The following is a 25,660-nucleotide window of genomic DNA, read 5'->3' as shown; positions in this document are numbered from 1 at the left end:
CTACGCGACTGGCGCGTCGTCGTCGCCCCAGTCGATGTCGCCGCACAGCACGCGCTGCGCATCGCCGACGCGCACGGCCACCGACAGCGTCACGCACGGCTGCGCCTCGTTGATCGACAGGTACGGCCGCGTGACCTGCACGCGCCCCGGTTCGGCGATCGCCGAGCGGAAATACGGCCGGCGCAGCCAGTTCGCGCCCTGCGCGTCCGCCAGCGGCGAAAAGCGCGCCTCGGCCAGCGCGCGATCCGCGCGCAGCACGACGTTGCGGCCCGACTGCCGGCCCTGCGCATCGAGCAGGAAACAGCGCGCGGCCGCGTCGAGCGCGAGGAAGTTCCAGCACACCTCGTCGAGCGGCTCGCCGGCCTCGAGGCGCTCGGCCGCCCGTTCGAACGCGCGCAGGTACGGCGCGAGCCGCTGCGTGTCGCGCCGCTCGCGCGCTTCGGTCTGCTGACGAAAGCGCTCGGTCAGCTCGCCGATGCAGCCGGTCGCGGCCGCGCTGTCGGGCAGCCCCGGCGCCGGCCGGCCGAAGTAGTAGCCCTGCACGAAATCGGCCTCGCACGACAGCGCGATCTGCGCTTCGTGCTCGGTCTCGATCCCTTCGACGAGCACCAGCTTGCCGGCCTCGTGCAACAGCGTCACGAGCCCGTGCAGGATCGCGGTCAGTCCCGTGCGATGTGCCGCATGCGACAGCATGATCCGGTCGAGCTTCACGATGTCCGGGTTCAGCTGCCAGATCCGCTCGAGGTTCGAATGGCCCGCGCCGAAATCGTCGAGCGCGATCAGGAAACCCTGCGTGCGGAACGCGCGCACGGCCTCCGCGAGCCGCTCGACGTCCTCCGCGCGCTGTTCGAGCACTTCGAGCACGATGCGCCGCGGCGGCATGCCGAGCCGCTTCAGGTTCGCGAGCAGCGCGGCCGCCTGGAACGGGTCGGTGAGCACGCCCGGATGGACGTTGAGAAACAGCCACTCGCGCTCGGCGCCGAGCAGCGCGAAGTTCTCCAGATGCAGCGCCTGCGCGAGCCGGTCGAGCTGCAGCAGTTCGCCCTGGCGCGCGGCTTCGCCGAACACGTCGAGCGGCGACACGGCGCGGTCGAGCGCATCGTGCGCGCGCAGCAGCGCCTCGTAGCCGACCGCACGCTGGTGCGACAGGCTGAATATCGGCTGGAACACGGTCGTGAGCGTCAGGTCGCGGTGCTGCGTCGCCAGCCGTTCGAAGCCGGAGCTCATCTCCCGCTCGAACCGGTACGGCGACGCGGCGGCCGGACGCTCCTGTTGCACGATCGTCATGCCCTTCTCCTGGTGATGCACTCGAACGCGCCGTCCGGCGTCACGGACGACGACCCGGACGGCGCGCGCAATGTCATGGTTGGACCCTCGGTTGCCCGGCGCGGGCCGGGCGGCTGCTCTCCCTCAAGCAAGCTCCGTGCAAGGTGCGCATGAGCCGTGCGCCGCAGGGTCGCGCCGGGCTGCCGCACCACCGTGGCGCGCCGTCGATGCACCATTTCCGTGCGCACGCACCGCCCGTTCGAGCGCATCCGTCACGTCGGCACGCTACACTCCGTACGATCGTTTCATTCTGCCTATCCGCCGTATCGATGGAAATCGTCTTCACCGTCCTCATTCTGCTGCTGACCGTCGCGCTGTCCGGCGCCGTCACGCGCCTCCTGCCGTTGCAACTGCCGCTGCCGCTGATGCAGATCGCGTTCGGCGCGATGCTCGCGTGGCCGAAGCTGAACCTGCACGTCACGTTCGATCCCGAGATCTTCATGCTGCTGTTCATTCCGCCGCTGCTGTTCGCGGACGGCTGGCGGATTCCGAAACGCGAGCTATACCTGCAGCGCCGCGCGATCCTGATGCTCGCGTTCGGGCTCGTGTTCATGACGGTACTCGCAGTGGGCTACTTCGCCCACTGGCTGATTCCCGAGTTACCGCTGCCGATCGCGTTCGCGCTCGCGGCCGTGCTGTCGCCGACCGATGCGGTCGCGCTGTCGGGCATCGCCGGCAAGGGTCGCATCCCGCCGCAACTGATGCACATCCTCGAAGGCGAGGCGCTGATGAACGACGCGTCGGGCCTCGTCGCGCTGAAGTTCGCGATCGCGGCCGCGCTGACCGGCGTGTTCTCGCTGCGCGCCGCGTCGGTCACGTTCGTGATCGTCGCGGCCGGCGGGCTCGCGACGGGCGCGATCGTGTCCTGGCTGTTCAGCGCGCTGTCGACACGCTTCCTGAACGCCGAACAGGAAGGCGACCCGGCGCCCGGCATCGTGATGACGCTGCTGGTGCCGTTCGCGGCCTACCTGTTCGCCGAGCACCTCGACCTGTCGGGCGTGCTCGCGGCCGTGTCGGCCGGGATGATGATGAATTACACGAGCTTCTCGCGCAAAAGCACCGTCGCGTCGCGCGTGCGCGCCGAAAGCACGTGGGCGATGATCGAGTTCGTGTTCAACGGCATGGTGTTCATCATGCTCGGGCTGCAGTTGCCGCACATCATCGGCCGCGCGCTCGTCGACGCGCACCATACGAGCGACGCGCTGGTCGGCCGCATGATCTTCAACGTGTGCGCGATGATGCTCGCGCTGTATGCGATCCGCTTCCTGTGGGTATGGCTGCTGCGCTGGTTCGCGAGCCGCCGCGCCGCGCGCCAGGGCCTCGCCGGCACGATGGCCGGCGTGCGCACGATCGCGGTGATGACGGTCGGCGGCGTGCGCGGCGCGGTCACGCTCGCCGGCGTGCTGTCGATCCCGGTCGCGCTGTCCGACGGCGCGCCGCTGCCCGGCCGCGACACCGCGATCTTCATCGCGTCGGCCGTGATCCTCGGCTCGCTGATCGTCGCGGTGATCGGCCTGCCGCTGCTGCTGCGCGGCGTGCGCTCGTCGCGCAACCCGCTCGGCGACGAGGAGCGCATCGCGCGCTCGGCCGCCGCGCAGGCCGCGATCCGCGCGATCGATTCGTCGCACGACGCGATTTCGGCCGATCTCGACGAATCGGGCGCGGCGCGCTGCGCGGACATCTCCGCACGCGTGATGGACCAGTATCGCCGCCGGCTCGCCGCGCTGGCCGAGGACGGCCCCACGCCGCGCGCGCAAGCGCAGCAGGCCGAAACGATGGAGCTGCAGATGCGGATCGCGGCCGTGCGCGCGGAGCGCTCGGCGCTGTACCGGCTGCGCAGCGACAGCAAGATTTCCGACGAGACGCTGACGAAGCTGATTCGCGAGATCGACCTGTCGGAAACCGCGCTGTCGACGCGCAAGAAAGGCATTCTTTGACGGGCCTGCAACGGCCTGCGCGCGGCAACCGGCATGCATGAAAAAACGGCGACGCACCCGCGTCGCCGTTTTCGCGTCCACTCGCGTTCGCGTTACTTTGCGACGACGACCGGAATCCCCTTCAGCATCCCCGCGCCCTTCATCTCGTCGAGCGCGTGCTGCACGGCCGCGCTCGTCGCCGCGTCGATGCCGAGCTGCAACGCGAGCTCGCGTTCCGCGCGCTTCACGCCGGCCAGGTTGCGCACCTTCACGTGACCGAAGCCGCGCACGCGGGCGTGCAGGTCGGCCAGTTGCGCGACCTGCGTCGCATTGCCGGGGGTCATCGCGGCGAACGCGCGCGTGAGCGTGGTCTCGTAGTCGTCGGCCAGCGCGCGCTCCATCTTGCGCTCGACGGTGCGGCCGAACGGATCGAGCCACGTGCCGCGCAGGCTGCGCACGCGCGCCAGTAGGCCGAGCACCGGCCACATCCACTGGCCGAACACGCGCTTCTTCGGCGTGCTGCCGTCGCTGCCGGCCTTCGCGACCGTCGGCGGCGCGAGGTTGAACTTCACGCGGTACGCCTGCCCCGGCACGCCTTCGAACTGCGCTTCGAGCGCGGTGCGGAACGCGTCGTCCGTGTACAGCCGCGCGACTTCGTATTCGTCCTTCACCGCGAGCAGCCGGTAGAACGTCGTCGCGACCGCGCGCGTCAGCGTGTCGTCGCCCTTCGCGCGCGCCGCACTCACCAGCGCCCGGTAGCGCTCGACGTAGCGCGCGCCGCCGTAGGCGTCGAGGCGCGCCTCGCGATCGGCGATCAGCTCGGCGAGCGTCTCCGGCGCGGCATGGACGGCCACCGCATGGCGCGCGTTCCACAACGCATCGAGGCCCGCCGCGTCGCCGGCCGCCATCCGGCCGATCGAGAACGCGAGCTTGTTCATCGGCACCGCGACGTTGTTCAGCTCGATCGCGCGCATCATCGCGGCGAGCGACACCGGCACGAGGCCGAGCTGCCACGCGTAGCCGAGCATCAGGATGTTCGCGCCGATCGAATCGCCGAGGAACTTCGCGGCGAGCGCCTGCGCGTCGCAGCTCGACAGGTAGCCGTCGCCGGCCGCGTGGCGCATCTTCTCGAGCAGTGCGTCCGCATGCAGGTTCGCGTCGGGGTTCTGCACGAACGACGCGTTCGGGATCCGGTGCGTGTTGACGACGATCCGCGAACGCTCGTGACGCACCGTCTGCAGCGCCTCGGCGCTCGCGCCGACGACCATGTCGCATGCGAGCAGCACGTCGGCCTGCTGCGTGTCGATGCGCACCTGGTTCAGCCAGCGGTCGCTCGACGCGATCCGCACGAACGACAGCACCGAGCCGCCCTTCTGCGCGAAGCCCATGAAGTCGAGCACCGACGCGCTCTTGCCTTCGAGATGCGCGGCCATGCTGATCAGCGCGCCGACCGTCACGACGCCGGTGCCGCCCACGCCCGTCACGAGCATGTCGAACGGCGCGGCATCCAGATGCGTCGCCGGCACCGGCAGCGCGTCGACGCGCGCGGCGAGCGCCGCTTCGTCGAACGCGGCGCCGGCGGCCTTCTTCAGCGCCGCGCCTTCGACCGTCACGAAGCTCGGGCAGAAGCCGTTCACGCACGAATAGTCCTTGTTGCACGACGACTGGTCGATGCGGCGCTTGCGGCCGAGCGGCGTCTCGAGCGGCTCGACCGACAGGCAGTTCGACTGCACGCCGCAGTCGCCGCAGCCTTCGCAGACCGCGTCGTTGATGAACAGGCGCTTGTCCGGGTCGGGGAATTCGCCTTTCTTGCGGCGGCGGCGCTTCTCGGCCGCGCAGGTCTGGTCGTAGATCAGCACGGTGACGCCCGGCGTCTCGCGCAATTCGCGCTGCACCGCATCGAGTTCGCTGCGGTGATGGAACGTCGTGCCCGTCGGGAACTGCCCGTGATGGCCGTCGTACTTCTCCGGTTCGTCGGACACCACGACGAAGCGCGACACGCCTTCCGCCTCGACCTGCCGCGCGATCTGCGGCACCGAGATGCTGCCGTCGACCGGCTGGCCGCCCGTCATCGCGACCGCGTCGTTGTAGAGGATCTTGTACGTGATGTTCGCTTTCGCGGCGACCGCCTGGCGGATCGCGAGGATGCCCGAGTGGAAGTAGGTGCCGTCGCCGAGGTTCTGGAACACGTGCTTCGTGTTCGTGAACATCGCGTGTGCGGCCCAGTCGACGCCCTCGCCGCCCATCTGGATCAGGCCCGTCGTGTCGCGCTCCATCCACGACGCCATGAAGTGGCAGCCGATGCCGGCCTGCGCGATCGAGCCTTCGGGCACCTTCGTCGACGTGTTGTGCGGGCAGCCCGAGCAAAAGTACGGCGTGCGCTTCACCGCATCGGCCTCGTTCGACAGGATCTGCGGCGCGACGAGATCGACGACGCGTTCGCGCCGGTCGAGCGCCGGCTTGTGCCGCGCGAGCCAGTCGGCGAACACCGGCAGGATGCGCGACGGGCGCAGCTCGCCCAGCTCCGACAGCAGGCACCCGCCGGCCGCGTCGTGCTTGCCGAGCACGCGCGGGCGCGCGCCTTCGGTGCGGTTGTACAGGTAGTCCTTGATCTGCTGCTCGATGACCGGACCCTTCTCCTCGATCACCAGCACTTCGGCCAGCCCGTCGACGAAGGTCTCGAGCCGCGTCATTTCGAGCGGATACGACAGGCCGACCTTGTAGATCCGCACGCCGGCCGCGTCGAGATCGGCGACCGTCAGGTCGAGGCGGCGCAGCGCCTCCATCAGGTCGAGGTGCGCCTTGCCGCAGGTGACGATGCCGACGTTCGCGTGGGTGCTCGGCGCGATCCATTTGTCGATGCTGTTGGCGCGCGCGAAATGGCGGACCGCGTCGAGCTTCGCGGCGAGGCGCGCCTCGATCGTGAGGCTCGGCAGGTCGGGCCAGCGGTTGTGCAGGCCGCCCGCCGGCGGCGTGAAGCCGGCCGGCGCCGGCCAGCGCGTCTGCAACGCATCGAGGTCGACGGTGGAGCCCGACTCGACCGTTTCCGAGATCGCCTTGAAGCCGACCCACGCGCCCGAGTAGCGCGACAGCGCCCAGCCGTACAGGCCGAATTCGAGCATGTCGGCGATGTTCGACGGGTTCACGACCGGCATGTGCCACGCCATCATCGCGAAGTCGCTCTGGTGCGGCATCGACGACGACACGCAGCCATGGTCGTCGCCCGCGACGACCAGCACGCCGCCGTGCGGCGACGAACCGTACGCGTTGCCGTGCTTCAGCGCGTCGCCCGCGCGATCGACGCCCGGGCCCTTGCCGTACCACATCGCATACACGCCCTCGACCGTGCGCTCGGGGTCGGCCTCGACCCGCTGCGTGCCGAGCACGGCCGTGCCGCCGAGTTCCTCGTTGATCGCCGGCAGGAAGCGCACGCCGCTGGTGTCGAGCAGTTTCTTCGCCTTCCACAGCTGCTGGTCGACCATGCCGAGCGGCGAGCCGCGATAGCCGCTGACGAAACCGGCCGTGTTGAGCCCCTGTTCGGTGTCGACCGTGCGCTGCATCAGCAGCAGGCGAATCAGCGCCTGCGTGCCGGTCAGGAAGATCCGGCCGCGCGTCGCGGTCAGGTTGTCGGTCAGGCGGTAGTCGGACAGGGCAGGCGTGCCGTCGACGGGCAGGCGGGCGGTCATGAGGGGATGTCTCCGGATTGTGCTGTTCTGGGCCGTGCGCGGCGGAGCGTCGGATGACGCGCGGGTGCCGGCAGCGAATGGCTCTATTTTTTCGCGCGCCGGCGAGAATGTTTTTTCTCATCTTGCGCGGACCGGCCCGTGGCGAGAAAAACTGCGCAGCTTTTTGCCGTGATTTGAGAGAGTTTTCGCGCGGGTGGCGGGAGCGTGACGGGCGGCGCGTCAGGGCGGTCGAGTGGTTCGGCAGAAAAGCCGGTGCGTGCCGCAACGCTCGCCGCCAGCCGGGTGGAGGGCGCTCGAACCCCGAGCGGCAAGGGTTTCGGCGGCATCGGGACGTCACGCTCACCGTCGAAATGCACAGCGTTCCGATTGGTCGGTGGCGGCGGATGTCCACAACGCCGCGTCCTTCGGCCGGTCGGGCAAGCGCGCTCACCGTTCGATTGCACAGCGTTTCGAGTGGCGTCGGGGGCGGGATGTCCACCTCCGGAATCGGCATGCAGAGCGCTCGGAGGCCGACGCTCACCGTTGAAATTCACAGCGCGGCGAGTCGGTTTGTGGACGGATATCCACATTGGAGCCTGCGCATTTCGTCGCTCGGCTGCTCGCCCTCACCGGTCGGATACACAGGCGCGCGAGTACGTCCGTCCGGCGGACGGTCCCGCCGGAATACGCCGGTCGAGGGACTATCGCTTCACCCTCACCGTTGAAATACACAGGACTTCGAGTGGTTGCCGCGACAGTTTTCCACGCCCGGACCAGCGTTGCCCGCCGGCCTGGCGCGCACCCTCACCGTCGAAAAACACAGCGCTTCGAGTGGTCCCGGGAACCGGATATCCACATGGACGAATGTGCCTGGATCGACGGAGGATGCACGCGTCGAAACCCATCGGCGACCGGCAATCCGTACCGGAAGCGGCACCGCGCCCGACGAAGCGCCGATGCTCACCGTCGAAAGTCACAGTGGCGAGAGTCGTTTCGGCGGCCGGATATCCACACGGGAATGCGTAGACGCCTCGCTCGCAACCTCGCGTCCAGGCGTGACACGGACGGTGCTTCGCGTGGCTTCATCGGTCGAGCTGCCGCTTCTTCGCGCGCTGCGCGCAGATCACGAGCCCAGATTCACCATTGGGTTACACGATGCGTCGAGTCCCGCGAACAGGCGAAGACGCGCACCGAAACCCGCATGTTGCGAACCACGCGCCGGCGCTCACCGTTAGAATGCACAGCCCTTCGATTGGGGCCGGAGCCGGATGCATACGTCCCCGGGCACGTATGCGGCAGTCACGCGCTCGCGACAGTCGGCTAGAATGCGCGGCGCGCCGAACCGCGGCAAACGGCGCGAAACCCGCGCCGGTGCAGGCGCCCCGCGTGATCGGGCGCGACACTCACCATCGAATTTCACAGCGTTTCGCTTCGTCTTGCCGCGAGTTGTCCACAACCTGCGTCATCTATCGCGCCGCATCCGGTCACCCTCACCTGTGAAAACCACAGCGCGCCGAGTCGTTTCGCGGCGCGGATATCCACAACCCGGCACGCGACCGGATTTTCATCCGCCGTTCGGCGGATGCGTGGTTGGACGAAAGCAGCGGAAAGCCCGGAGGGCTTGTCCGGGCGGCCTCGGCGGCTCGCTCACCGTTCAGGTGCACAGCGTTTCGAGTGGCTGGGGCGACGGGTTGTCCACATCCGTTCGACGACGCCTCACCGCACCGGCACGCGCGCCCGGACGACGTTATTCGGCAATCGACCGGATGACCTTCGCCGGATTGCCGCCGACCAGCGTATTCGGCGGCACGTCCCGGGTGACGACGGCCGCGGCCGCGACGACCGTGTTCTCGCCGATCGTCACGCCGCCGATGATCGTCGCGCCCGCGCCGATCCACACGTTGCGTTCGATCACGATCGGCTTCGCGACCACGCCATCGCGCCGCCGCGAAGGTTCGACCGGATGACCGGACGTGATCAGGCTGACGTTCGGGCCGATCATCACGTCGTCGCCGATCTCGAGTCCGCCCAGATCGTAGAACGTGCAGTTCTGGTTGACGAACACGTTGCGCCCGAGCTTCATGCCGGTGCCGCCGGTCGCATGGAACGGCGGGATCAGCACGAAGCCGTCGTCGATCTGCGTGCCGATCAGTTCACCGAACAATGTGCGCACGTCGGCCGCATCGTCGAACGTCAGGCGGTTGAGCCGCGCGGTGATCGCCATCGCCCGTCTGACCTCGGCCACCATGGCCGCCGATTCGGGCGTTCTGCGCGGAACGAACGTGGTGCGATCGTCGTTTGTCATGCGTGATGTGTCTCCTCGTTGTTGCGGCGGTACGTGGCGCATTTCCGGTCGCAGCCGGACGATCGCGTTGCAGTATGCGCGGATACGGCGGAATGCGGCCGGGCGCATCGTAACGATGCGGATTTGCGTTGAAACCTCTCGATTTTTATAACTAGTTTATAAATAACTAGTCATTCATTGAACTCCCGTTGCCGAAGGCTTCACGAGGCATTTCGCCCGGTTCACCCGTGCTCCCGCGCACCGAATCAGGCACACGCAACCGACCGGCGCCCATGGCCGGGTTCCTCTGTCCGAACCTCCCGCGCTCGGGTACGCTTGAGCATCCACCGGATCGACAGCAGCACCCAAACGCGGAGGCGCGATGAAGCTCTACTACTGGCCGAAGACCCGGGCATTCCGGGCGCTGTGGATGCTCGAGGAACTCGGTGTGGTGTACGAACTCGTGCCGATCGACCTGCGCTCGCACGAGCAGGGCAGCGATGCGTTCGTGCAGGTCAACCCGATGGCCAAGCTGCCCGCGCTCGACGACGGCAGCGCGCCGTTCGCCGAATCGGGCGCCGTGCTGCTCTATCTCGCCGACCGTTGCCCGGGCGCCGGGCTCGGCGTCGCGCCCGACGATCCGCTGCGCGGCCGTTTCCTTCAGTGGATGTTCTTCACACCGACCTGTCTCGAACCGGCGATGGCCGAGAAATTCACCGGCGCGTCGGGCAATCCGGTCGCGTTCGGCTGGGGCAACATCGCGCGCGTGCAGCGCGCGCTCGCGCAAGCGCTCGCCCACAGCCGCTGGCTCGTCGGCGACCGCTTCACCGCGGCCGACCTGCTGCTGGCCAGCACGCTGAAGATCGCGTTCGACGCACATCTGCTGCCGCACGAAGGCGTGCTCGGCGACTACGTCGCGCGCGCCGAGGACCGCGACGCGTTCCGCCGCGCGGTCGCGATCGAACAGCGCGAAGCGGCGCGTCTGCTGCACGCGTGACGCCCGAACGGGCGGCGCCCCGCCGCCCTCGATCACGCCTGCGCGGCCGGCCCCGGCGACGACGCGTCCGCGTCGATCACCACGCCCGGCGAACCACGCTCGTCCGTGTCGACGTCGATCGGCACGACTTCGTGAAAATGCGTGTAATCGATGTGCGTGATGCCGTCCTCGTCGTGCATCAGGTCGACATAGCGGTGGCGCCAGCGGATCTCGCCATGCGCCCACGCATGACGCGCCTGCATGACCTGCGCGGTAGTCTCGTCCGAGCCCTCGATCGTGATCAGCAATTGCGCGTCGCGCGCGGCAAGCGATTCGGGTGTCTCGCCGAACAGCGCGCTCGACTCGTCGATCACGTGCATCAGGTTCCAGCCGAGCAGGAAGATCGGATGCTCGCTGCGCACGAGCGGCAGGTCGTGAATCTTGCGCAGCGAGTAGCCCTCGTGCGTGCCTTCGACGCGCATCAGCCGCAATTTCGCCTGCGCCTCGGCAATCACGTTCTGGCGGGCATTCGCGGCGCGCACCATCAGCGTCATCCGGCCGTTCAGCGGCCGCACGATCGCGTAGCGCGCGAACAGGATCTTCGCCTGCGGCCGCGAAAACCGCGCGAACACGAGCCCGGTGGCCAGCGCGATGCCCGACATCCCGACGAAGATCTCGAACGTCGCGACGACGTGCGCATAGACCGTCTGCGGATGCATGTCGCCGTAGCCGACGGTCGCGAGCGTCTCGACGCTGAAGAAGAACGCGCCGCCGAAGCCCGTCGGCGACTGGTTCGCGATCGGCGCATGGCCGAGCAGATAGAGCGTCGCGAAGCCGCCGTTGAGCAGCAGGAACAGCACCGCAAGCGACAGGAAGAACACCGGCCAGCTCACCGTCAGCGCGCGATGGTAGAAGTCGCGCCAGCCGAGCGGCGGCATCCCGTACGCGATCACCGGGCGGGTGCCCGACCAGATCTTGCGGCCACGGCCGCGGGAGGCTGGGGAGGACGAATCGACGTTCATCGCGCGGCGCCGGTTGCAGGGAGGCGATGAGCGTAGCACGCGCGGCGGCGGCCGGGAATGCGGGCCGGCTCGGAACGGAAATCCGCCGCGCAGGCACAAAAAAGGCCGGCCGCGGGAGCGGCCGGCTGCGTCGTCATGCGAGGGCGCGCGTCGTGCGCGCCGCGCTCACTTCCGGTCGACGATCACCTGGTCGAACGTGCCGCCGTCGGCGAAATGGGTCTTCTGCGCGTTCGCCCAGCTGCCGAAGACCTGCTCGACGCTGAACGTCTTCAGCGCCTTGAACTCGGCCGCATGCTTCTTCAGCACGGCCGCGTCGCGCGGGCGCAGATGGTGCTGCGCGATGATCTCCTGCGCTTCCGGCGTGTACAGGTAATCCAGATACGCCTGCGCGACCTTGCGCGTGCCTTTCTTGTCGACCACCTTGTCGACGACGGCGACGGGCGGCTCCGCGAGGATGCTCGCCGACGGATACACCGCGTCGAATTGCGCGCCCGATGCGCCCGTGTCCATCAGCGCGACCTCGTTCTCGAACGTGACGAGCACGTCGCCGATGCCGCGCTGCGTGAACGTCGTCGTCGCGCCGCGGCCGCCCGAATCGAGCACCGGCACGTTGCGGAAGATCGCCTTCTCGAAGTCGAGCGCCTGCTGGTCGGTCGCACCCTTCTGCTTCTGGAAGCCCCATGCGGCGAGATACGCATAGCGGCCGTTGCCCGACGTCTTCGGGTTCGCGATGATCACCTGGACGCCCGGCTTCGCGAGATCGCTCCAGTCCTTGATCGCCTTCGGGTTGCCCTTGCGCACGAGGAACACCATCGTCGTCGAGTACGGCGAGCTGTTGTCCGGGAAGCGTGCGCGCCAGTCCTTCGGCAGCAACTGGCCGCGCTCGGCGAGCAGGTCGATGTCGTTCGGCTGGTTCATCGTCACGACGTCGGCCTGCAGCCCCTGCAGCACCGACAGCGCCTGTGCGCTCGATGCGCCGTGCGACTGCTTGATCGTGACCGTCTCGCCGGTCTTCTGCTTGTAGGCGGCGACAAAGCTCGCGTTGATGTCCTTGTACAGCTCGCGCGTCACGTCGTACGACACGTTCAGGATCGACGTGTCCGCGTGCGCGGCCGTCGCCGCCACGACCAGCGCCGCCGCCGCGCCCGTGTGCAGCCAGCGGCCGATCCCCTTGATGCTTGCCATCGTGATATGCCCCGTTTCCAGTGGTGGTGAATGTGCGTGACCGCACGCGTACGCGCTGTCATCGAAACGTAAGCGGGCATTCTAGCGGCCGGGCGCGGCGCGCTTTCCAATCAGTCGTGGAAAGCAAATCTCGAATCCTGCTAAGCGGCGGCCGGGGCTCGCGCGCGCCGCCGCTCCGGTGTTAAGATCGCCGCTCAGCCCATTCACGGTTCATCCATGTCCGCTACCCTGCGCTCGCCCTCGATCCTCGCCGCCGTCGCGGCAGGTGCGCGCGCGGCCGGGCTGAAACTGAAAAAACGACTCCTCGACTGACGGGGGCGTCGCGTCCCGTCAGGCGAATGCCGGACGGGATGCCCGCAGGTCGTTTCATTCTCCTTGCACGCACGCCTCGCTCCGGCACACCGCCGGCGGAACGGTTCCTTCCCACTCCGTTTCCACCCTGAGGTTTTGCATGAACACACGTTTCGAAGGTATCTGGCTGCCGATCATCACGCCGTTCCACCACGGCGAGGTCGACCATGCGGCGCTCGCGCGGCTTGCGCGCCACTATGCGGCCGCGGGCATCGCGGGTTTCGTCGCGGGTGCGACGACCGGCGAAGGCGTGCTGCTCGACGCGCGCGAACAGGACGCGGTGTTCGCGACGCTGCGCGACGCGGCGCCCGGGCTGCCGATCGTCGTCGGGCTGACCGCGAGCGCGACGCATTTCGCGGCCGCCCGCGCACGGGAACTCGCGGCGCTGCGCCCGGACGGGCTGCTCGTCACGCCGCCCGTCTACGTGCGGCCGACCCAGGACGGCATCCGCCGCCATGTCGAGGCGATCGTCGACGCGGCCGACCTGCCGGTGCTCGTCTACAACATCCCGTACCGCACCGGCGTGAACGTCGAACTGGACACGCTGCAGGCGCTCGCCCGCGATCCGCGCGTCGCGGGCATCAAGGAATGCGGCGGCACGCTCGACCGGATGAGCCGGCTGGTGCACGACACGCCGCTCGCGATCCTGTCCGGCGACGACAACCAGAACTTCGCGGCGATGTGCGCGGGCGCGCACGGCGCGATCGCGAGCAGCGCGCACGTGCTGCCCGACTGGCATGTGCGGATTCACGCATGGCTGCGCGACGGGCGGCTCGCCGATGCGCGGCGCCTGTCGGTCGCGCTGCAGCCGCTCGTCGCGGCGCTGTTCGCGGAACCGAACCCGGCGCCGGTGAAGGCCGTGCTCGCCGCGCAAGGGTGGTGCGAGGACGGATTGCGGCTGCCGTTCGTGCCGGCGAGCGAAGGGTTGCGAGCGCGGTTGGACGCGCTTTGCGCGGCGCTCGAAGCAATCGAGCCGGACGTCGCCACGGCATAGGCCGCTAAGCCACGCATGGCGCTGGCGGCAGATGAATCCCGCCCCGACGGATTATTTCAAACTGTCAAAACCAGGGACCGGTCATACCGAGCCAGATGCGCGTCGGCCGTCACAAGCCGAAGGGGTTCATGTCGCGCCTGCGCGACCAGCAATCGATCGAAAGGATCGCGATGGTGATGAGGCAAATCGCGCACCGCGGCTCCATGTACGGCGCGAACCGGTAACTCGCGAATCCCGCTTGCGCTGATTGCGCGGATCAGCTCGCCAACGTCGATGTCGAGCTTCCCAAGGCCGGCCTTGATGGCGGCCTCCCAGATGCTCGCGCTGCTGACGAAGCGTTCGTCAGCAGCCGAGATCAGTCTGCGCGCACGCGTGCTGAGCCTCGGATCGTTGGTCGCGATCCACAGGAAGATGTGCGTATCGAGCAACAGGCGCATCACCGTCCTTCGAAAGCATCCAGCAGATAATCGGGCAGCGGCGCATCGAAGTCGTCCGCGATCCGGACCTGTCCCTGCAGGACCCCGAACCGAACGGGTAGCGAGGCAGGCGCGGACTGATCGGCGGGTTCCCCGTCACTGCGGATCGAACCATCCGTCCGATGCGCAGGATCGATCGCGCCGGCACCGGCAACATTCGCTTTTTGCATGATGACCTCCGTTTCAGATGATCATCACTGTAGTCAGGTTCGCCCGATCGATCCATTCGGCCAATCGGCAGAGGGGCTGTCGGATAACCGGCAGTGACCATCGCGAACGTGTCGTCAGGCCGCCAACGCCGCGCCTTCCGCCCCCGTCGCCCCCCGCACCGCCTGCGTCACGATCCGCGCAAGCCGGTCGACCGTCGGCGTCGCCGACGACGTGCGCCGCAGCAGGATCAGCGGCAGGCCAGGCAGCGCCGGCAGCCCGCACGACGCCGCATCGAGCACGCGCACCGACGCGGGCAGCCCGTAATGCGAGCGCACCGTCAGCCCGAGGCCGGCCGCCGCGGCCGCCCATAGCCCGGCCAGGCTCGGCGTCGTGAACGCGACGCGCCACGGCACCCCCGCGCGGTCGAGCGCATCGGTCGCCGCGCCGAAGAACCGGCACGGCCGGTCGAACACGACGAGCGGCAACGGCTCGCCCGTCGCGTGCACGGCGCGACCGCCGGTTTCGTCGACACGGCCCGTCACGCCGGCATCCCCGCCGCCATCCGGCACACCGGCACCACCACCCGCCGCCGCGCCGATCCATTGCATCGGCACCTGCGCGATCGCGTCGCTGTCGATCCCCGCCCGCGACACGAGCGCCGCCGACGCCGGATCGCCCCACACGAGCGCCAGATCGAGCTGGTTCGCGTCGAGCCGGTCGAGCAGATCGGCGTTGCGCGCCACGCGCGCCTCGATCTTCACTTTCGGATGCGCACGCGCGAACCGCCCGAGCACGTCGGGCAGGATCGCTTCGCCGAAATCCTCCTGCAACCCGACGCGCACCCAGCCGTCGAGATTCACGCCACGCACGGCCGCGGCCGCTTCGTCGTTCAGCTCGATCATCCGCCGCGCGTAATGCAGCATCGCGTTGCCGGCGTCGGTCAGCGCGAGCCCGCGTCCGGCCTTCACGAACAACGGCGTGCCGGCCTGCTCCTCGAGCTTGCGGATCTGCGCGCTCACCGCCGACGACGAGCGCGCGACGCGGTCGGCCGCCTTCGCGAAACTGCCGAGATCCACGCCCGCGACGAGGCTGCGCAGCGCCGCGACATCGAAGTTGGGCCGCGCCAGCGCGGCATCGGCCCCCGCGAGCGGCTCGCCGCCGTCGCGCGGCAGGTCTTGTCCAGGCATTTCAACCATCCTGTTTCATCGAACGATTCATCAAAAACTTTCCGATTTTCAGGATGAATGTAGGCCGCCAGACTGTGGACGTCAACTTCGAACCGGGCCTGCCGTCATGGACACTTCGTGCATCGTTTCTCCTGCTTCGCCAGCCCGCGACGTGCGCGGGCCGGCCCATCGCTGGCGCGTGCTGGCCGCCGGCGTCGCCGCGAACATGAGCTTTTCGGCCGCCGCGGCCGGCATTCCGACCACGGCCGTGTGGATGCGCTCGGCCTATCACCTCGACAACGGCGCGCTCGGCGTCGTGCTCGGCGCGCTCGGCTTCGGCGTCGCGCTGTCCGAGCTGCCGTGGGGCATCGCCGCCGACCGCTTCGGCGACCGCCGCGTGCTGCTGACCGGGCTCGTCGCGACGGCCGCGATGCTCGCGCTGATGGTGGGCACGGTCGTCCCGACCGCGCACGCGGCGCCGCCGCTGATGCGGGTCGTCGCGGCCATGTGCTGCGTCGGCCTGCTCGGCGGCAGCGTCAACGGCTCGAGCGGACGCGCGGTGATGCGCTGGTTCGGCGAGCGTGAACGCGGGCTCGCGATGAGCATCCGCCAGACGGCCGTGCCGCTCGGCGGCGGTCTCGGCGCGGCGCTGCTGCCGTCGCTCGCGTCGCATGCCGGCTTCGCCGCGGTGTTCGGGGCGCTGATGCTGCTGTGCGCGGGATCGGCCGCACTCACCTGGCGCTGGCTGCACGAACCGCCTGCCGAGCCGGCCGCGGCGCCCGTCGCGACGCGCCGCATCGCCCAACGGCCACCGACCGCCGGCCACGCGCGCAACCCGCTCGCGAGCGGCCCCGTGTGGCGCATCGTGCTCGGCATCGGCCTGCTGTGCGCGCCGCAATTCGCGGTGCTCACGTTCGCGACGGTGTTCCTGCACGACTTCGGCCGGCTCGGCCTGGCCGGCATCAGCGCGGCGATGGTCGCGCTGCAGCTCGGCGCGATGGTGATGCGGGTGTGGAGCGGCCGCCATACCGACCGGCACGGCAATCGCCGCGCGTACCTGCGCGGCTCCGTGTTCGTCGCGGCCGGGTCGTTCACGCTGCTCGCGGCGGCGACGGCCGGCAGCCCGCATGTGCCGCTCGCCGCGATCGTCGCGATTCTCGTGTTCGCCGGCATCTGCGTGTCGGCGTGGCATGGCGTCGCGTACACGGAGCTCGCGACGCTCGCGGGCGCGAACCACGCGGGCACCGCGCTCGGGATGGCGAACACGATCGTCTACCTCGGGCTGTTCGCGACGCCGCTCGCGATTCCGCCGCTGCTCGCCGCGAGTTCGTGGAGCGTGGTGTGGCTCGCGGCCGCGCTGGTCGCGGGCGCGACCTATCCGCTGTTCGCGGCGAAATAACCACCGCCCGTTTCACTCGGACGTCGCGGCAAGGACCCGCGACGCCGGCTCCCCCGTCAGGCCGCCTCGCGCGCCAGCGCGCGCCGCGCGGCCGGCCGTTCGGCCTCGCGCTGCGCATGAGCGGTCCATGCGGGATGCCGCGTCATGTCGAGCCCGATCGCGACGCCCCACCGATACAGCACGAGCAGGAACGGATCGACGATCGAATGCGCGCCCGGCTCGGCCCACGTGCGCCCGTCGGCCAGCAGGGCTTCGATCGACGCGTTCGCGGCCTCGATCGTGCCGCGCCCATGCGCGCTGATCGCGCCGTGCAGCGCCGGATCGTCGATGAAGCGCCCCGGCCGCCACAGCGCGCCATACCCGACGCCATGCACCCAGCCGACCAGCCACGCGAGCCATTCGTGGCAGCGCGCCTCGCGCAGCGGATCGTCGAGCGGCAGCAGTTGCGCGTCCGGATAGCGGCGCGCGAGATACGTGAGGATCGCCGGCGTTTCGGTCAGCACGCGCGGCTCGCCCGGAATCGCGAGCACGGGCACGCGCGCCTTCGGGTTGATCGCGAGATAGCGCGCTTCGAGGTTCTGCTGTTCGCGCACGGACACGATTTCGACGTCGAACGGCGCGCCGGTTTCCTCCAGCGCGATGTGGGCGGCAAGCGAGCAGGCGCCCGGCGAAAGGTAGAGACGATAGGCGTTCATGGCGGTGTGGCCCGATGGGGCTGTGGAAGACGGAACCGAGTGTAGGAACGCGTACCGATACGCGGCAAACGATGAATTGTCGTGCTCGGACATTAGTGTTACTAATACCCGTATGCGACGCATCCACCTCCCTCCGCTGCAGACGCTGCGCGCGTTCGAAACCGCCGTGCGGCTGCAGAGCTTCACGCGTGCGGCCGACGAACTCGCGCTCACGCAAGGCGCGGTCAGCCAGCACATCCGCGCGCTCGAGGCGCAGCTCGGCTATCCGCTGTTCACGCGCGAGCGCAACGGTGCGACGCCGACGCACGCCGCGCATGCCCTCGCACTGCAGGTTCGCCAGGGCCTGAGCGTGCTCGAACGCGCGTTCGAACCCGCGCTGGCGGTGCGCCGCCGCCCGCGCACCTGCGACGTGACGCTGAACGTGAGCGTGCTGCCGAGCGTCGCCGAGCGCTGGCTCGCGCCGCGCCTGCCGCGCTTCTCCGCCGCGCATCCGCACATCTCGATCGTGCTCCATCCGGACGTGGCGCTCGCGCCGCTGCGCAAGCGCGACCGCATCGACGTCGCGCTGCGCTACGGGCCTGGCACCTGGCCCGGCGTCGTCGCCGAGAAGCTGATGAACGAGACGATCTTTCCGGTCGCGAGCCCCGCCTACCGCAATCGCGACGGCGTCGCCCCGCGCACGCCGGCCGACCTCGTCCGCGCGACGCTGCTGCGCCATCCCGCGCAACCGTGGGAACCGTGGTTCCAGGCCGCGCGGCTCGACCTCACCGAATCCGCGCGCGCGCCCCGTTTCACCGATACGAACGCGCTGATCGACGCGGCGCGGCAAGGCCGCGGCGTCGCGCTCGCGCGCCGCTCGCTGATCGAGCCCGAACTCGCGGACGGCACGCTCGTGCGCGTGTCGACGGTGCGCATCGCCGACGTGTATGCGCACTACGTCGTATGGCGCCCCGGCCATCCGCACGAGGCGGCGATCCGCACCTGGCTCGACTGGCTGCGCAGCGAAGTGCGGCGCAGGACGCCGCGGCGCTGACGTCGCGGCTCACGCACGCGTCGGCATCGCCACCCTGTCGAGCGTGATCGGCAAGTCGCGCACCCGCACGCCGGTTGCGTGATAAACCGCATTGGCGATCGCGGCCGGCACGCCGGTGATGCCGATCTCGCCGATGCCGCGAATGCCGAGCGGATTGAAATGCGTGTCGCTTTCGTCGACGAAACTCACGTCGAGCGCGCCGATGTCCGCGTTCACGGGCACGTGATATTCGGCAAGATTCGAGTTCGTGAAGCGGCCGTGGCGCACGTCGAGATGCGAACCCTCCTCGAGCGCGGTACCCAGTCCCCATACCATTCCGCCGATCAACTGGCTGCGCGCGGTCTTCGCGTTGAGCAGACGCCCGACGCTGTACACGCCGACGATGCGCGGGACGCGGATCGTGCCGAGCTCCGCGTCCACGCGCACTTCCGCGAACACCGCGCCGAACGAGTGAGACGCGTAGCGCGACTTCTCGTCGCCCGGCTTCGTCGTCGCCTGCGCGTCGATCGGTCGACCGCCCGCGCGCGCGAGCACCGCCGCGGCCGGATCGCGCCGCGACGGCGCGCCGCGATGCACGATCCAGCCGTTGTCGACCGTCACGTCATCGGCCGCGGCGCCGTGCAGCGGCGACCCCGGATCGGCGATCGCCAGCGCGATCAGCTTCGCGCGCGCCTGCCACGCGGCCTCGCGCACGGCCGGCGCCACGCTCGCCGCCGACTGCGAGCCGCCCGATACCGGCGCGCGCGGCAGGCTGGAATCGCCGAGCACGAAGCGCACGTTCCGCGGCGCGAAACCGAGCGCATCGGCCGCGACCTGGGTCATCACGGTGTAGGTGCCGGTGCCGATGTCCTGCGTGCCCGACGCGACTTCGGCCGTGCCGTCCGGCAAGATCCGCGCACGCGCCGACGCCTCGCTGCGGTTCGCCGGATACGTGGCGGCCGCCATCCCGAGGCCGATCAGCGTGTCGCCGTCGCGCATCGTGCGCGGCGCGCCGGCACGGCGCGACCAACCGAAGCGCTGCGCGCCGACGCGGTAGCATTCGCGCAGCGCGTTGCTCGACCATGGCTTGCCGTCCTGCGGATCGACTTCCGCGTAATTCGCGAGCCGCAGCGCGACCGGATCCATGCCGAGCCGCCACGCAAGCTCGTCCATCGCCGATTCCAGCGCGAACGAGCCGGACGCCTCGCCGGGCGCGCGCATGAACGTCGGCGTGCCGACGTTCAGCGACACGATCCGGTGCGTGGTCGCGTGGTTCGGCACCGCGTACAGGATGCGCGACGGCATCCCGCAGGTCTCCATCCAGTCCTCGAACGTCGACGTGGTGGCGATCGTGTCGTGGCGCATCGCCGTCAACGTCCCGTCCTGGCGCGCGGCCAGCACGATGCGCTGCTCGGTGAACGGCCGCCCGCCGACCGGGCCGAACATCTGCGGCCGCGTCAGCGCGAGCCGAACCGGGCGCCCGACCTGCTTCGCCGCCATCGCGCACAACGACACGTGCGACCACGACGAACCCTTGCAGCCGAAGCCGCCGCCGAGGAACGGCGAAATCACGCGCACCTGCTCCGGTGCGATGCCGAAGACCGCGGCCACCGCCGCGCTCGTGCCCGACACGCCCTGCGTCGCATCGTGCAGCGTGAGCATCGGGCCGTCCCAGCGCGCCATCGTCGCGTGCGGCTCGATCGGGTTGTGGTGCTGCATCGGCGTCGTATAGGTTGCGTCGATGCGCACCGCGCCTTCGCGCAGGCCGGCATCGAGGTCGCCGCGCTGCGTGTCCATCGCACGCCCCTGCTGTTTCGGCGGCACGCGCGCGCCGTGCTTCGCCTGCGCGAAATCGAGCACGGCCTCGCTCGCGCGATAGCGCACCTGCACGGCGTTCGCGGCGTCGGTCGCCTGCTCGAGCGTCTCGGCGACGACGACCGCGACGGGCTCGTTGCTGTAGCGCACCGTGTCGTCCTGCAACAACGTGAGCCGGCGCCCGGCGGGCGGCGACAGCGGCGGCCGGCCGCCGTCGGGCAGCCGCATCGCGTTCTCGTGCGTGATCACGATCAGCACACCCGGCATCGCGCGGGCCCGCGCCGCATCGATCGATTCGATGCGCCCGGATGCGATCGTGCTCGTCACGAGCACCGCGTGCGCGAGCCGCGCATCGGCAAACTCGGCCGCGTAGTGCGCGCCGCCCGTCACCTTGAGTACGCCGTCGACACGGTCGAGCGGCTGTCCCGTCAACGTGTTCATGCGACACCTCCCGTCGTGGCGGCTGCCGTTGCGACCGCACGGACGATCGCCCGCTGCGCGAGCGCGACCTTGAATCCATTGCCGTCGAGCGGCCGCGCATCGCGCAACGCCAGCGCGGCCGCCTCGCGCAGCGTCGCGTCGGTCGGCGTGCGGCCCGCGAGATGCGCTTCCGCCTCCAGTGCCCGCAACGGCTTGTGGGCGACGCCGCCCAGCGCGATCCGCGCGTCGGCAACGTGCGGGCCGTCCATCCGCAAGGCGGCCGCGACCGACACCAGCGCGAACGCGTAGCTCGCGCGATCCCGCACTTTCAGATAGTGCGCATGGTCGGCGAAGCGCGGCGGCGGCAAGTCCACCGCGGTGATCAGCTCGCCCGGTTCGAGCGTCGTGTCGAGATCGGGACGATCGCCCGGCAAGCGGTGAAACGACGCGATCGGAATCTGCCGTGCGCCGCGCGGTCCGCTCACCTGCACGACGGCGTCGAGCGCGGCGAGCGCGACGCTCATGTCCGACGGGTTCACCGCCACGCAGTGCGGACTGGCGCCGAGGATCGCGTGCATCCGGTTGTGGCCGCCGATCGCCGCGCAGCCGCTGCCCGGCTCGCGCTTGTTGCACTGCGCGAACGCGGGATCGTAGAAATACGGGCAGCGGGTGCGCTGCATCAGGTTGCCGCCGACGGTCGCCATGTTGCGCAATTGCGCGGACGCCCCGGCGAGCAACGCCTGCGACAGCAGCGGATAGCCGGCGCGCAGGCGCGGATGATCGGCCGCATCGCTGTTGCGCACGAGCGCACCGATGCGCATACCGCCGCCGGGCAACGCATCGACCGTATCGAGGCCCGCGATCCGCGTGATGTCGATGAGCGTGACGGGCCGCGCGACGCCGCCCTTCATCAGGTCGAGCAGGTTCGTGCCGCCGCCGATGAAGGCCGTGCCGGGCCGCTGCGCCGCGCGCACGGCGCCGGCGACGTCGGTCGCGCGCTCGTAGGAGATCGCTTCCATTGCGGTGCCCTCCGTCGGCTAGCCGTGCGCCGCATGCGCGGCGCGCACGGCGGCGACGATGTTCGGGTACGCGCCGCACCGGCACAGGTTGCCGCTCATGCGCTCGCGGATCTCGTCGTCGGACAGGCGCGCGGGGCGGCGCCGCACGTCGTCGGTGGCGGCGCTCCCGGCGCCGGCCGCGAACTCGTCGAGCAGCGCGGTCGCGGAGCAGAGCTGGCCGGACGTGCAGTAGCCGCACTGGAACGCATCGTATTCGACGAACGCGCGCTGCACCGGGCTCAGCACGCCGTCGCACGCCAGCCCTTCGACGGTCGTGATCCGCTCGCCTTCGTGCATCACCGCGAGCGTCAGGCATGCGTTGATGCGCCGCCCGTCGATGAGCACCGTGCACGCGCCGCACTGCCCGCGATCGCAGCCCTTCTTCGTGCCCGTGAGGCCGGCGTATTCGCGCAGCGCGTCGAGCAGCGTCACGCGCGGTTCGAGCTGCAGCGTGTACGCGCGCCCGTTGATGTCGAGACGCACGGGCTGCGCCGGCGCCGTATCGCGGCGCGGCGCGGCCGGCTGCGCTGCCGCGTGCGGCGGCTGCGAATGAACGTGCGATGCGGCGCTGACGGTCGCGGCAGCCGCCGCGGATTGCAGGAAGCGGCGCCGCGCGGCGCTGGACGGCGTATCGTGCGGCAACGGCGGCGCCACGGGATGGCCGGGCCCGAGCGGCGACGGGGCAGCATCGCGCGCCGGTTCGGCGGACGGAGAATCGGATCGATCGCTGGACATGGCTTGTGCTCGCTCCATGGTGGAGGGACGCGGATGTGCCGCTCGTGCCCGGATGGCAGCGCAGTCGGCACGCGGATCGGCAAACGAGCAATTCCGGTGCCGCGACACCGCGGGAAGCCGCGCCCCTGCAGCGTGCCCGCGCCGGGCCGCGGCGCGCACATGCGACCGCCAGGCTCGGGCGCCCGAGATCGCGCGTTCATGACGCCACGCTGGCGCGCGGCTGGCAGTTCACTGACGAAGCGGCAATAACGCCCGGTTTTCGGGCGAAACCGGCCACCCGTCGATCGCAAGTTGCCGGTCGCATCACCAATGGCGCGCATGGCGGCCGCTTCGCGGTGGCCGGATTGGGAAGTTGCGCGCCGTGTAAATGCGCGCAGCATCCGCGTCTGCTGGAAAATTCCGCCACGCGTGCAGGCGGATCGCCGCGAAGGCGCGCGGTCGGCCTGACGAAAACATGTCGCGATCGCGCCCCGATCGCCAATGATTCACCGAAACGTCGCATCGCGGCGGCATACTCGAAAACGTTTCCCGATCAGCCTGCCAGGAGAGAGAAGTCATGCGTCGCGTTTCCGTCGCCGTCGTTCTGTGTGCCGCCGTATTCGTTGCCGCCTGCAGCGACGACGCACCGCCCGACGCTCACGCGACCGACGCCGCGCCGCAGGCCGGCGCATCGAGCGGCGCCGCCAGCGCGTTCAACAGCGACGCGCCCGCGAACGCCGCCGCATCCGATGCCGCGCCGCTCGCGCCGCCCGTCGTGCACTACCCGCCCGATGACGACGACGATGCGAAGCCCGCCACGAACGCGGCCGCATCGAGCGCCGCCGCCTCGTCGCCGGGTTGATTCCTTCGTAACCTGACAGGAGTCGGCACCGCTCGCGCAGAGCAGCAGGCGCTCGTGCGGAGGCGTGACGGGTATGACGTGACGGTTGGGTGGACGGCGGCGCAAACGGCACGTTCGCGCGCCGCTTCGCGAGCCACATCGAGAACGGCCGGCCGAGCGATTCAGCGCCGGCCGGCTTCAGGCCGGCGCGTCATCGGCGCGACATGCCGCGGCAGCCGCCGCGCAGCCTGCGCCGCGCGGCCAGCCCGTCAGACCGCGTGCGCGAGCGCGCGATCGACGAGCGCGGCCTCGAAGCCGTCGTCGGCGTCGCGAAAGCGCAGCGGCGCCGCGCAATGCACCAGCGTGTCGATGAAGTATTTCGCGCGCGGCCACGGCCCGAAGCCGGCCGCGGTGTTGATGTGCCCGGCGTCGCCGAGGTTCACGAACGCGCTGCCCAAACGCTGCGCGAGCGTGCGCGCATCGGCGAGCGGCATCCACGGATCGGTCTCGCTGCCGATCACGATCGACGGCACCGCGAGCCGGCGCGCGTCGAACGGCCCGGCAAACGTGAACTTCTTCGGGCTGGCCGGCGCGACGAACAGCACGCCCGCGACATCGCCCACGTGCGGCCACTGCGCGAGCGCATGCGCGGCCGCGAGGCAGCCGAAGCTGTGCGCGGCGAGCACGAACGGGCCGCGCTCGCGATCGAGCAGCGCGCGCACCGATTGCGCCCAGCCCGCGAGATCGGGCGCATCCCAGTCGTGCTGCTCGACGCGCAACGAGCGCGGGAACTGCCGCTCGAGCCAGCTCTGCCAGTGGGCGCCTTCGCTGCCGTGCAGGCCCGGAACGGTGACGAGCCGCGGCGGCCACGCCGATTTGCTGCATGCGCGCATGATTGCCCTCGCTTGCTTGAAGACGAGGTTCGATTGTGGCGCCGGGTACGCGGCGACCGAACCAATATTTTGTGCTTTGCTTTTGCACGACCGGTGCCGCGGTGGCGGCCGGTGGCCGCGTGACGGCGGCCCGCACCGGCCGCCCGTCCCGCACGACGGCGCGATGTGCCGCGAAACCGTAGAATGTGGGCTTCCCGTCAGCTTCACACGGAACCGGTCCCCGCGCCGACGCGCCGGACCGCTCGTCAGGAGACGCCCGATGTCCGCTACGTCCGCCGGTGCGCTGCACCCGGCTTCGCTTGCCGTTCCCGCGGCGCGCCTTGCCGGCGCGCGCGCCCTCACGCAATGAAGATCCTGTTCTACTCGCCGCATCAGGAAGCCGGCGCATGGCGCGACGAGATCGCGCGTGCGCTGCCGGAAGCCGAACTGCGCGCGTGGCAGCCGGGCGATACGGCTGCCGCCGACTACGCGCTCGTGTGGCGCCCGCCGCGCGAGTTGTTCGCGCCGCGCGACGGCCTGCGCGCGATCTTCAACCTCGGCGCGGGTGTCGATGCGCTGCTCGCGCTCGACCGCGCGCATCCGGGCACGCTGCCCGCGCACGTGCCGCTGGTGCGGCTCGAGGATTCGGGCATGGCGCAGCAGATGGTCGAATACGTGACGCACGCGGTGCTGCGCTACCTGCGCCGTTTCGACGAATACGACCTGCAGCAGCGCGAGCGCCGCTGGCAGCCGCTCGAGCCGCATGCACGCGCGAACTTCACCGTCGCGGTCCTCGGGCTCGGCGTGCTCGGCGCCGAGGTCGCCCGCGCGCTCGCCGCCCTCGGCGTGCCGGTGCGCGGCTACAGCCGCAGCGCGAAGCAGCTCGACGGCGTTACGACCTTCGCCGGCGACGGCGCGTTCGACGCGTGCATCGACGGCGCGAAGGTGCTCGTCAACCTGCTGCCGAGCACGCGCGACACCGACGGCATCCTGTCGTCGCGCGCATTCGCGCGACTCGCGCCCGGCGCGTACGTCGTCAACGTCGCGCGCGGCGCGCATCTCGTCGAAGCCGACCTGCTCGACGCGCTCGCGAGCGGCCAGGTCGCCGCGGCCACGCTCGACGTGTTCCAGCACGAACCGCTGCCGGACGACCATCCGTTCTGGCGTACGCCGCGCATCACGATCACGCCGCACAGCTCGGCCGAGACGCTGCGCGCGGAAGCCGTCGAGCAGATCGCCGGCAAGATCCGCGCGTTCGAGCGCGGCGCGCCCGTCAGCGGCATCGTCGACTACGCGCGCGGCTACTGAATTCCGCCACAAAGA

20 protein-coding genes are annotated in these 25,660 nt (G+C 70.0%); 7 read left to right on the top strand and 13 right to left on the bottom strand.

The features are described 5' to 3' along the window. Entirely contained in the window at nucleotides 1–1,287 is a 1,287-nt protein-coding gene (locus H0X90_RS30085; protein WP_048984862.1) for an EAL domain-containing protein, read from the bottom strand. A gap of 308 nt (nucleotides 1,288–1,595) precedes the next feature. Between H0X90_RS30085 and H0X90_RS30080 the strand changes: the two genes are divergently transcribed. Further along, on the top strand, nucleotides 1,596–3,263 hold the full coding sequence (locus H0X90_RS30080) for a Na+/H+ antiporter (RefSeq protein ID WP_077189570.1): 1,668 nt from the start codon (nucleotides 1,596–1,598) through the stop codon (nucleotides 3,261–3,263). 92 nt (nucleotides 3,264–3,355) lie between these two features. On the opposite strand, the gene H0X90_RS30075 is transcribed toward H0X90_RS30080, so the two are convergent. Both H0X90_RS30075 and H0X90_RS30070 read right to left on the bottom strand, forming a co-directional pair. Then, on the bottom strand, nucleotides 3,356–6,928 hold the full coding sequence (locus tag H0X90_RS30075; protein WP_077189571.1) for an indolepyruvate ferredoxin oxidoreductase family protein: 3,573 nt from the start codon (nucleotides 6,926–6,928) through the stop codon (nucleotides 3,356–3,358). A 1,726-nt stretch (nucleotides 6,929–8,654) separates the two neighbouring features. After that, nucleotides 8,655–9,212: a DapH/DapD/GlmU-related protein gene (locus H0X90_RS30070; RefSeq protein ID WP_077189572.1), complete on the bottom strand. Its 558-nt coding sequence runs from the start codon at nucleotides 9,210–9,212 to the stop codon at nucleotides 8,655–8,657. 361 nt (nucleotides 9,213–9,573) lie between these two features. Between H0X90_RS30070 and H0X90_RS30065 the strand changes: the two genes are divergently transcribed. Continuing rightward, nucleotides 9,574–10,188, top strand: coding sequence for a glutathione S-transferase family protein (locus tag H0X90_RS30065; RefSeq protein WP_006484065.1), 615 nt, complete (start codon nucleotides 9,574–9,576; stop codon nucleotides 10,186–10,188). A 32-nt stretch (nucleotides 10,189–10,220) separates the two neighbouring features. On the opposite strand, the gene H0X90_RS30060 is transcribed toward H0X90_RS30065, so the two are convergent. Together H0X90_RS30060 and H0X90_RS30055 are read right to left on the bottom strand one after the other, a co-directional pair. Next, nucleotides 10,221–11,189, bottom strand: a complete 969-nt coding sequence (locus tag H0X90_RS30060; RefSeq protein ID WP_077189573.1) for an ion channel — start codon at nucleotides 11,187–11,189, stop codon at nucleotides 10,221–10,223. 165 nt (nucleotides 11,190–11,354) lie between these two features. After that, on the bottom strand, nucleotides 11,355–12,374 hold the full coding sequence (locus H0X90_RS30055; RefSeq protein WP_077189574.1) for a sulfate ABC transporter substrate-binding protein: 1,020 nt from the start codon (nucleotides 12,372–12,374) through the stop codon (nucleotides 11,355–11,357). A 451-nt stretch (nucleotides 12,375–12,825) separates the two neighbouring features. Between H0X90_RS30055 and dapA the strand changes: the two genes are divergently transcribed. Beyond that, nucleotides 12,826–13,719, top strand: a complete 894-nt coding sequence (gene dapA / locus H0X90_RS30050) for a 4-hydroxy-tetrahydrodipicolinate synthase (protein WP_006495455.1) — start codon at nucleotides 12,826–12,828, stop codon at nucleotides 13,717–13,719. A 56-nt stretch (nucleotides 13,720–13,775) separates the two neighbouring features. Here the strand turns inward: dapA and H0X90_RS30045 are convergent, their stop codons facing one another. The 3 genes from H0X90_RS30045 to H0X90_RS30035 form a co-directional block, all read right to left on the bottom strand. Further along, complete coding sequence (locus H0X90_RS30045) at nucleotides 13,776–14,156, bottom strand: type II toxin-antitoxin system VapC family toxin (protein ID WP_006484069.1); 381 nt, start codon at nucleotides 14,154–14,156, stop codon at nucleotides 13,776–13,778. After that, on the bottom strand, nucleotides 14,156–14,365 hold the full coding sequence (locus H0X90_RS30040) for a hypothetical protein (protein WP_077189575.1): 210 nt from the start codon (nucleotides 14,363–14,365) through the stop codon (nucleotides 14,156–14,158). The genes H0X90_RS30045 and H0X90_RS30040 overlap by 1 nt, the downstream gene beginning before the upstream one ends. Nucleotides 14,366–14,479: 114 nt before the next feature. Next, entirely contained in the window at nucleotides 14,480–15,532 is a 1,053-nt protein-coding gene (locus tag H0X90_RS30035) for a LysR substrate-binding domain-containing protein (protein ID WP_077189576.1), read from the bottom strand. Nucleotides 15,533–15,638: 106 nt separating this feature from the next. Between H0X90_RS30035 and H0X90_RS30030 the strand changes: the two genes are divergently transcribed. Further along, nucleotides 15,639–16,910: an MFS transporter gene (locus H0X90_RS30030; RefSeq protein ID WP_077189577.1), complete on the top strand. Its 1,272-nt coding sequence runs from the start codon at nucleotides 15,639–15,641 to the stop codon at nucleotides 16,908–16,910. A 56-nt stretch (nucleotides 16,911–16,966) separates the two neighbouring features. On the opposite strand, the gene H0X90_RS30025 is transcribed toward H0X90_RS30030, so the two are convergent. After that, on the bottom strand, nucleotides 16,967–17,605 hold the full coding sequence (locus H0X90_RS30025; RefSeq protein ID WP_006493377.1) for a glutathione S-transferase family protein: 639 nt from the start codon (nucleotides 17,603–17,605) through the stop codon (nucleotides 16,967–16,969). A 112-nt stretch (nucleotides 17,606–17,717) separates the two neighbouring features. On the opposite strand from H0X90_RS30025, the gene H0X90_RS30020 reads away from it, so the two are divergent. Further along, nucleotides 17,718–18,638, top strand: coding sequence for a LysR substrate-binding domain-containing protein (locus H0X90_RS30020; RefSeq protein WP_058901861.1), 921 nt, complete (start codon nucleotides 17,718–17,720; stop codon nucleotides 18,636–18,638). Between the two features lie 9 nt (nucleotides 18,639–18,647). On the opposite strand, the gene H0X90_RS30015 is transcribed toward H0X90_RS30020, so the two are convergent. Genes H0X90_RS30015 through H0X90_RS30005 form a run of 3 tightly spaced genes read right to left on the bottom strand, consistent with a single transcriptional unit; the run spans nucleotide 18,648 to nucleotide 22,645 of the window. Continuing rightward, nucleotides 18,648–20,873, bottom strand: a complete 2,226-nt coding sequence (locus H0X90_RS30015; protein ID WP_077189578.1) for a xanthine dehydrogenase family protein molybdopterin-binding subunit — start codon at nucleotides 20,871–20,873, stop codon at nucleotides 18,648–18,650. Then, nucleotides 20,870–21,871 (bottom strand): xanthine dehydrogenase family protein subunit M, encoded by a 1,002-nt coding sequence (locus H0X90_RS30010; protein ID WP_006495461.1) that lies wholly within the window; start codon nucleotides 21,869–21,871, stop codon nucleotides 20,870–20,872. Before H0X90_RS30010 ends, H0X90_RS30015 begins: the two co-directional genes overlap by 4 nt. 18 nt (nucleotides 21,872–21,889) lie before the next feature. After that, a complete protein-coding gene (locus H0X90_RS30005; protein ID WP_077189579.1) occupies nucleotides 21,890–22,645 on the bottom strand; it encodes a (2Fe-2S)-binding protein in 756 nt (251 codons plus the stop codon). Between the two features lie 556 nt (nucleotides 22,646–23,201). Here H0X90_RS30005 and H0X90_RS30000 point away from each other — a divergent pair. Then, nucleotides 23,202–23,486, top strand: coding sequence for a hypothetical protein (locus H0X90_RS30000; protein WP_006493376.1), 285 nt, complete (start codon nucleotides 23,202–23,204; stop codon nucleotides 23,484–23,486). A gap of 248 nt (nucleotides 23,487–23,734) precedes the next feature. On the opposite strand, the gene H0X90_RS29995 is transcribed toward H0X90_RS30000, so the two are convergent. Next, the gene (locus tag H0X90_RS29995; RefSeq protein WP_077189581.1) at nucleotides 23,735–24,358 is read right to left on the bottom strand and encodes an alpha/beta hydrolase; all 624 of its coding nucleotides are present in this window, start codon (nucleotides 24,356–24,358) and stop codon (nucleotides 23,735–23,737) included. Nucleotides 24,359–24,703: 345 nt separating this feature from the next. Between H0X90_RS29995 and H0X90_RS29990 the strand changes: the two genes are divergently transcribed. Further along, nucleotides 24,704–25,645, top strand: coding sequence for a glyoxylate/hydroxypyruvate reductase A (locus H0X90_RS29990; RefSeq protein WP_006495464.1), 942 nt, complete (start codon nucleotides 24,704–24,706; stop codon nucleotides 25,643–25,645). The last annotated feature ends 15 nt before the right edge of the window (nucleotides 25,646–25,660 follow it).

Source organism: Burkholderia sp. 9775_39 (assembly GCF_015712225.1).
Classification (GTDB): Bacteria; Pseudomonadota; Gammaproteobacteria; order Burkholderiales; family Burkholderiaceae; genus Burkholderia; species Burkholderia cenocepacia.
The sequence above is the reverse complement of the archived record's forward strand: the minus strand, read 5'-3'. Positions and strand labels throughout refer to the sequence as shown.

Bases quoted from the DNA above. Each gene is read 5' to 3' on its own strand.
- H0X90_RS30085 (WP_048984862.1), bottom strand. From the start codon at position 1,287: ATGACGATCGTGCAACAGGAGCGTCCGGCCGCCGCGTCGCCGTACCGG.
- H0X90_RS30080 (WP_077189570.1), top strand. From the start codon at position 1,596: ATGGAAATCGTCTTCACCGTCCTCATTCTGCTGCTGACCGTCGCGCTG.
- H0X90_RS30075 (WP_077189571.1), bottom strand. From the start codon at position 6,928: ATGACCGCCCGCCTGCCCGTCGACGGCACGCCTGCCCTGTCCGACTAC.
- H0X90_RS30070 (WP_077189572.1), bottom strand. From the start codon at position 9,212: ATGACAAACGACGATCGCACCACGTTCGTTCCGCGCAGAACGCCCGAA.
- H0X90_RS30065 (WP_006484065.1), top strand. From the start codon at position 9,574: ATGAAGCTCTACTACTGGCCGAAGACCCGGGCATTCCGGGCGCTGTGG.
- H0X90_RS30060 (WP_077189573.1), bottom strand. From the start codon at position 11,189: ATGAACGTCGATTCGTCCTCCCCAGCCTCCCGCGGCCGTGGCCGCAAG.
- H0X90_RS30055 (WP_077189574.1), bottom strand. From the start codon at position 12,374: ATGGCAAGCATCAAGGGGATCGGCCGCTGGCTGCACACGGGCGCGGCG.
- dapA (WP_006495455.1), top strand. From the start codon at position 12,826: ATGAACACACGTTTCGAAGGTATCTGGCTGCCGATCATCACGCCGTTC.
- H0X90_RS30045 (WP_006484069.1), bottom strand. From the start codon at position 14,156: ATGCGCCTGTTGCTCGATACGCACATCTTCCTGTGGATCGCGACCAAC.
- H0X90_RS30040 (WP_077189575.1), bottom strand. From the start codon at position 14,365: ATGCAAAAAGCGAATGTTGCCGGTGCCGGCGCGATCGATCCTGCGCAT.
- H0X90_RS30035 (WP_077189576.1), bottom strand. From the start codon at position 15,532: ATGCCTGGACAAGACCTGCCGCGCGACGGCGGCGAGCCGCTCGCGGGG.
- H0X90_RS30030 (WP_077189577.1), top strand. From the start codon at position 15,639: ATGGACACTTCGTGCATCGTTTCTCCTGCTTCGCCAGCCCGCGACGTG.
- H0X90_RS30025 (WP_006493377.1), bottom strand. From the start codon at position 17,605: ATGAACGCCTATCGTCTCTACCTTTCGCCGGGCGCCTGCTCGCTTGCC.
- H0X90_RS30020 (WP_058901861.1), top strand. From the start codon at position 17,718: ATGCGACGCATCCACCTCCCTCCGCTGCAGACGCTGCGCGCGTTCGAA.
- H0X90_RS30015 (WP_077189578.1), bottom strand. From the start codon at position 20,873: ATGAACACGTTGACGGGACAGCCGCTCGACCGTGTCGACGGCGTACTC.
- H0X90_RS30010 (WP_006495461.1), bottom strand. From the start codon at position 21,871: ATGGAAGCGATCTCCTACGAGCGCGCGACCGACGTCGCCGGCGCCGTG.
- H0X90_RS30005 (WP_077189579.1), bottom strand. From the start codon at position 22,645: ATGTCCAGCGATCGATCCGATTCTCCGTCCGCCGAACCGGCGCGCGAT.
- H0X90_RS30000 (WP_006493376.1), top strand. From the start codon at position 23,202: ATGCGTCGCGTTTCCGTCGCCGTCGTTCTGTGTGCCGCCGTATTCGTT.
- H0X90_RS29995 (WP_077189581.1), bottom strand. From the start codon at position 24,358: ATGCGCGCATGCAGCAAATCGGCGTGGCCGCCGCGGCTCGTCACCGTT.
- H0X90_RS29990 (WP_006495464.1), top strand. From the start codon at position 24,704: ATGAAGATCCTGTTCTACTCGCCGCATCAGGAAGCCGGCGCATGGCGC.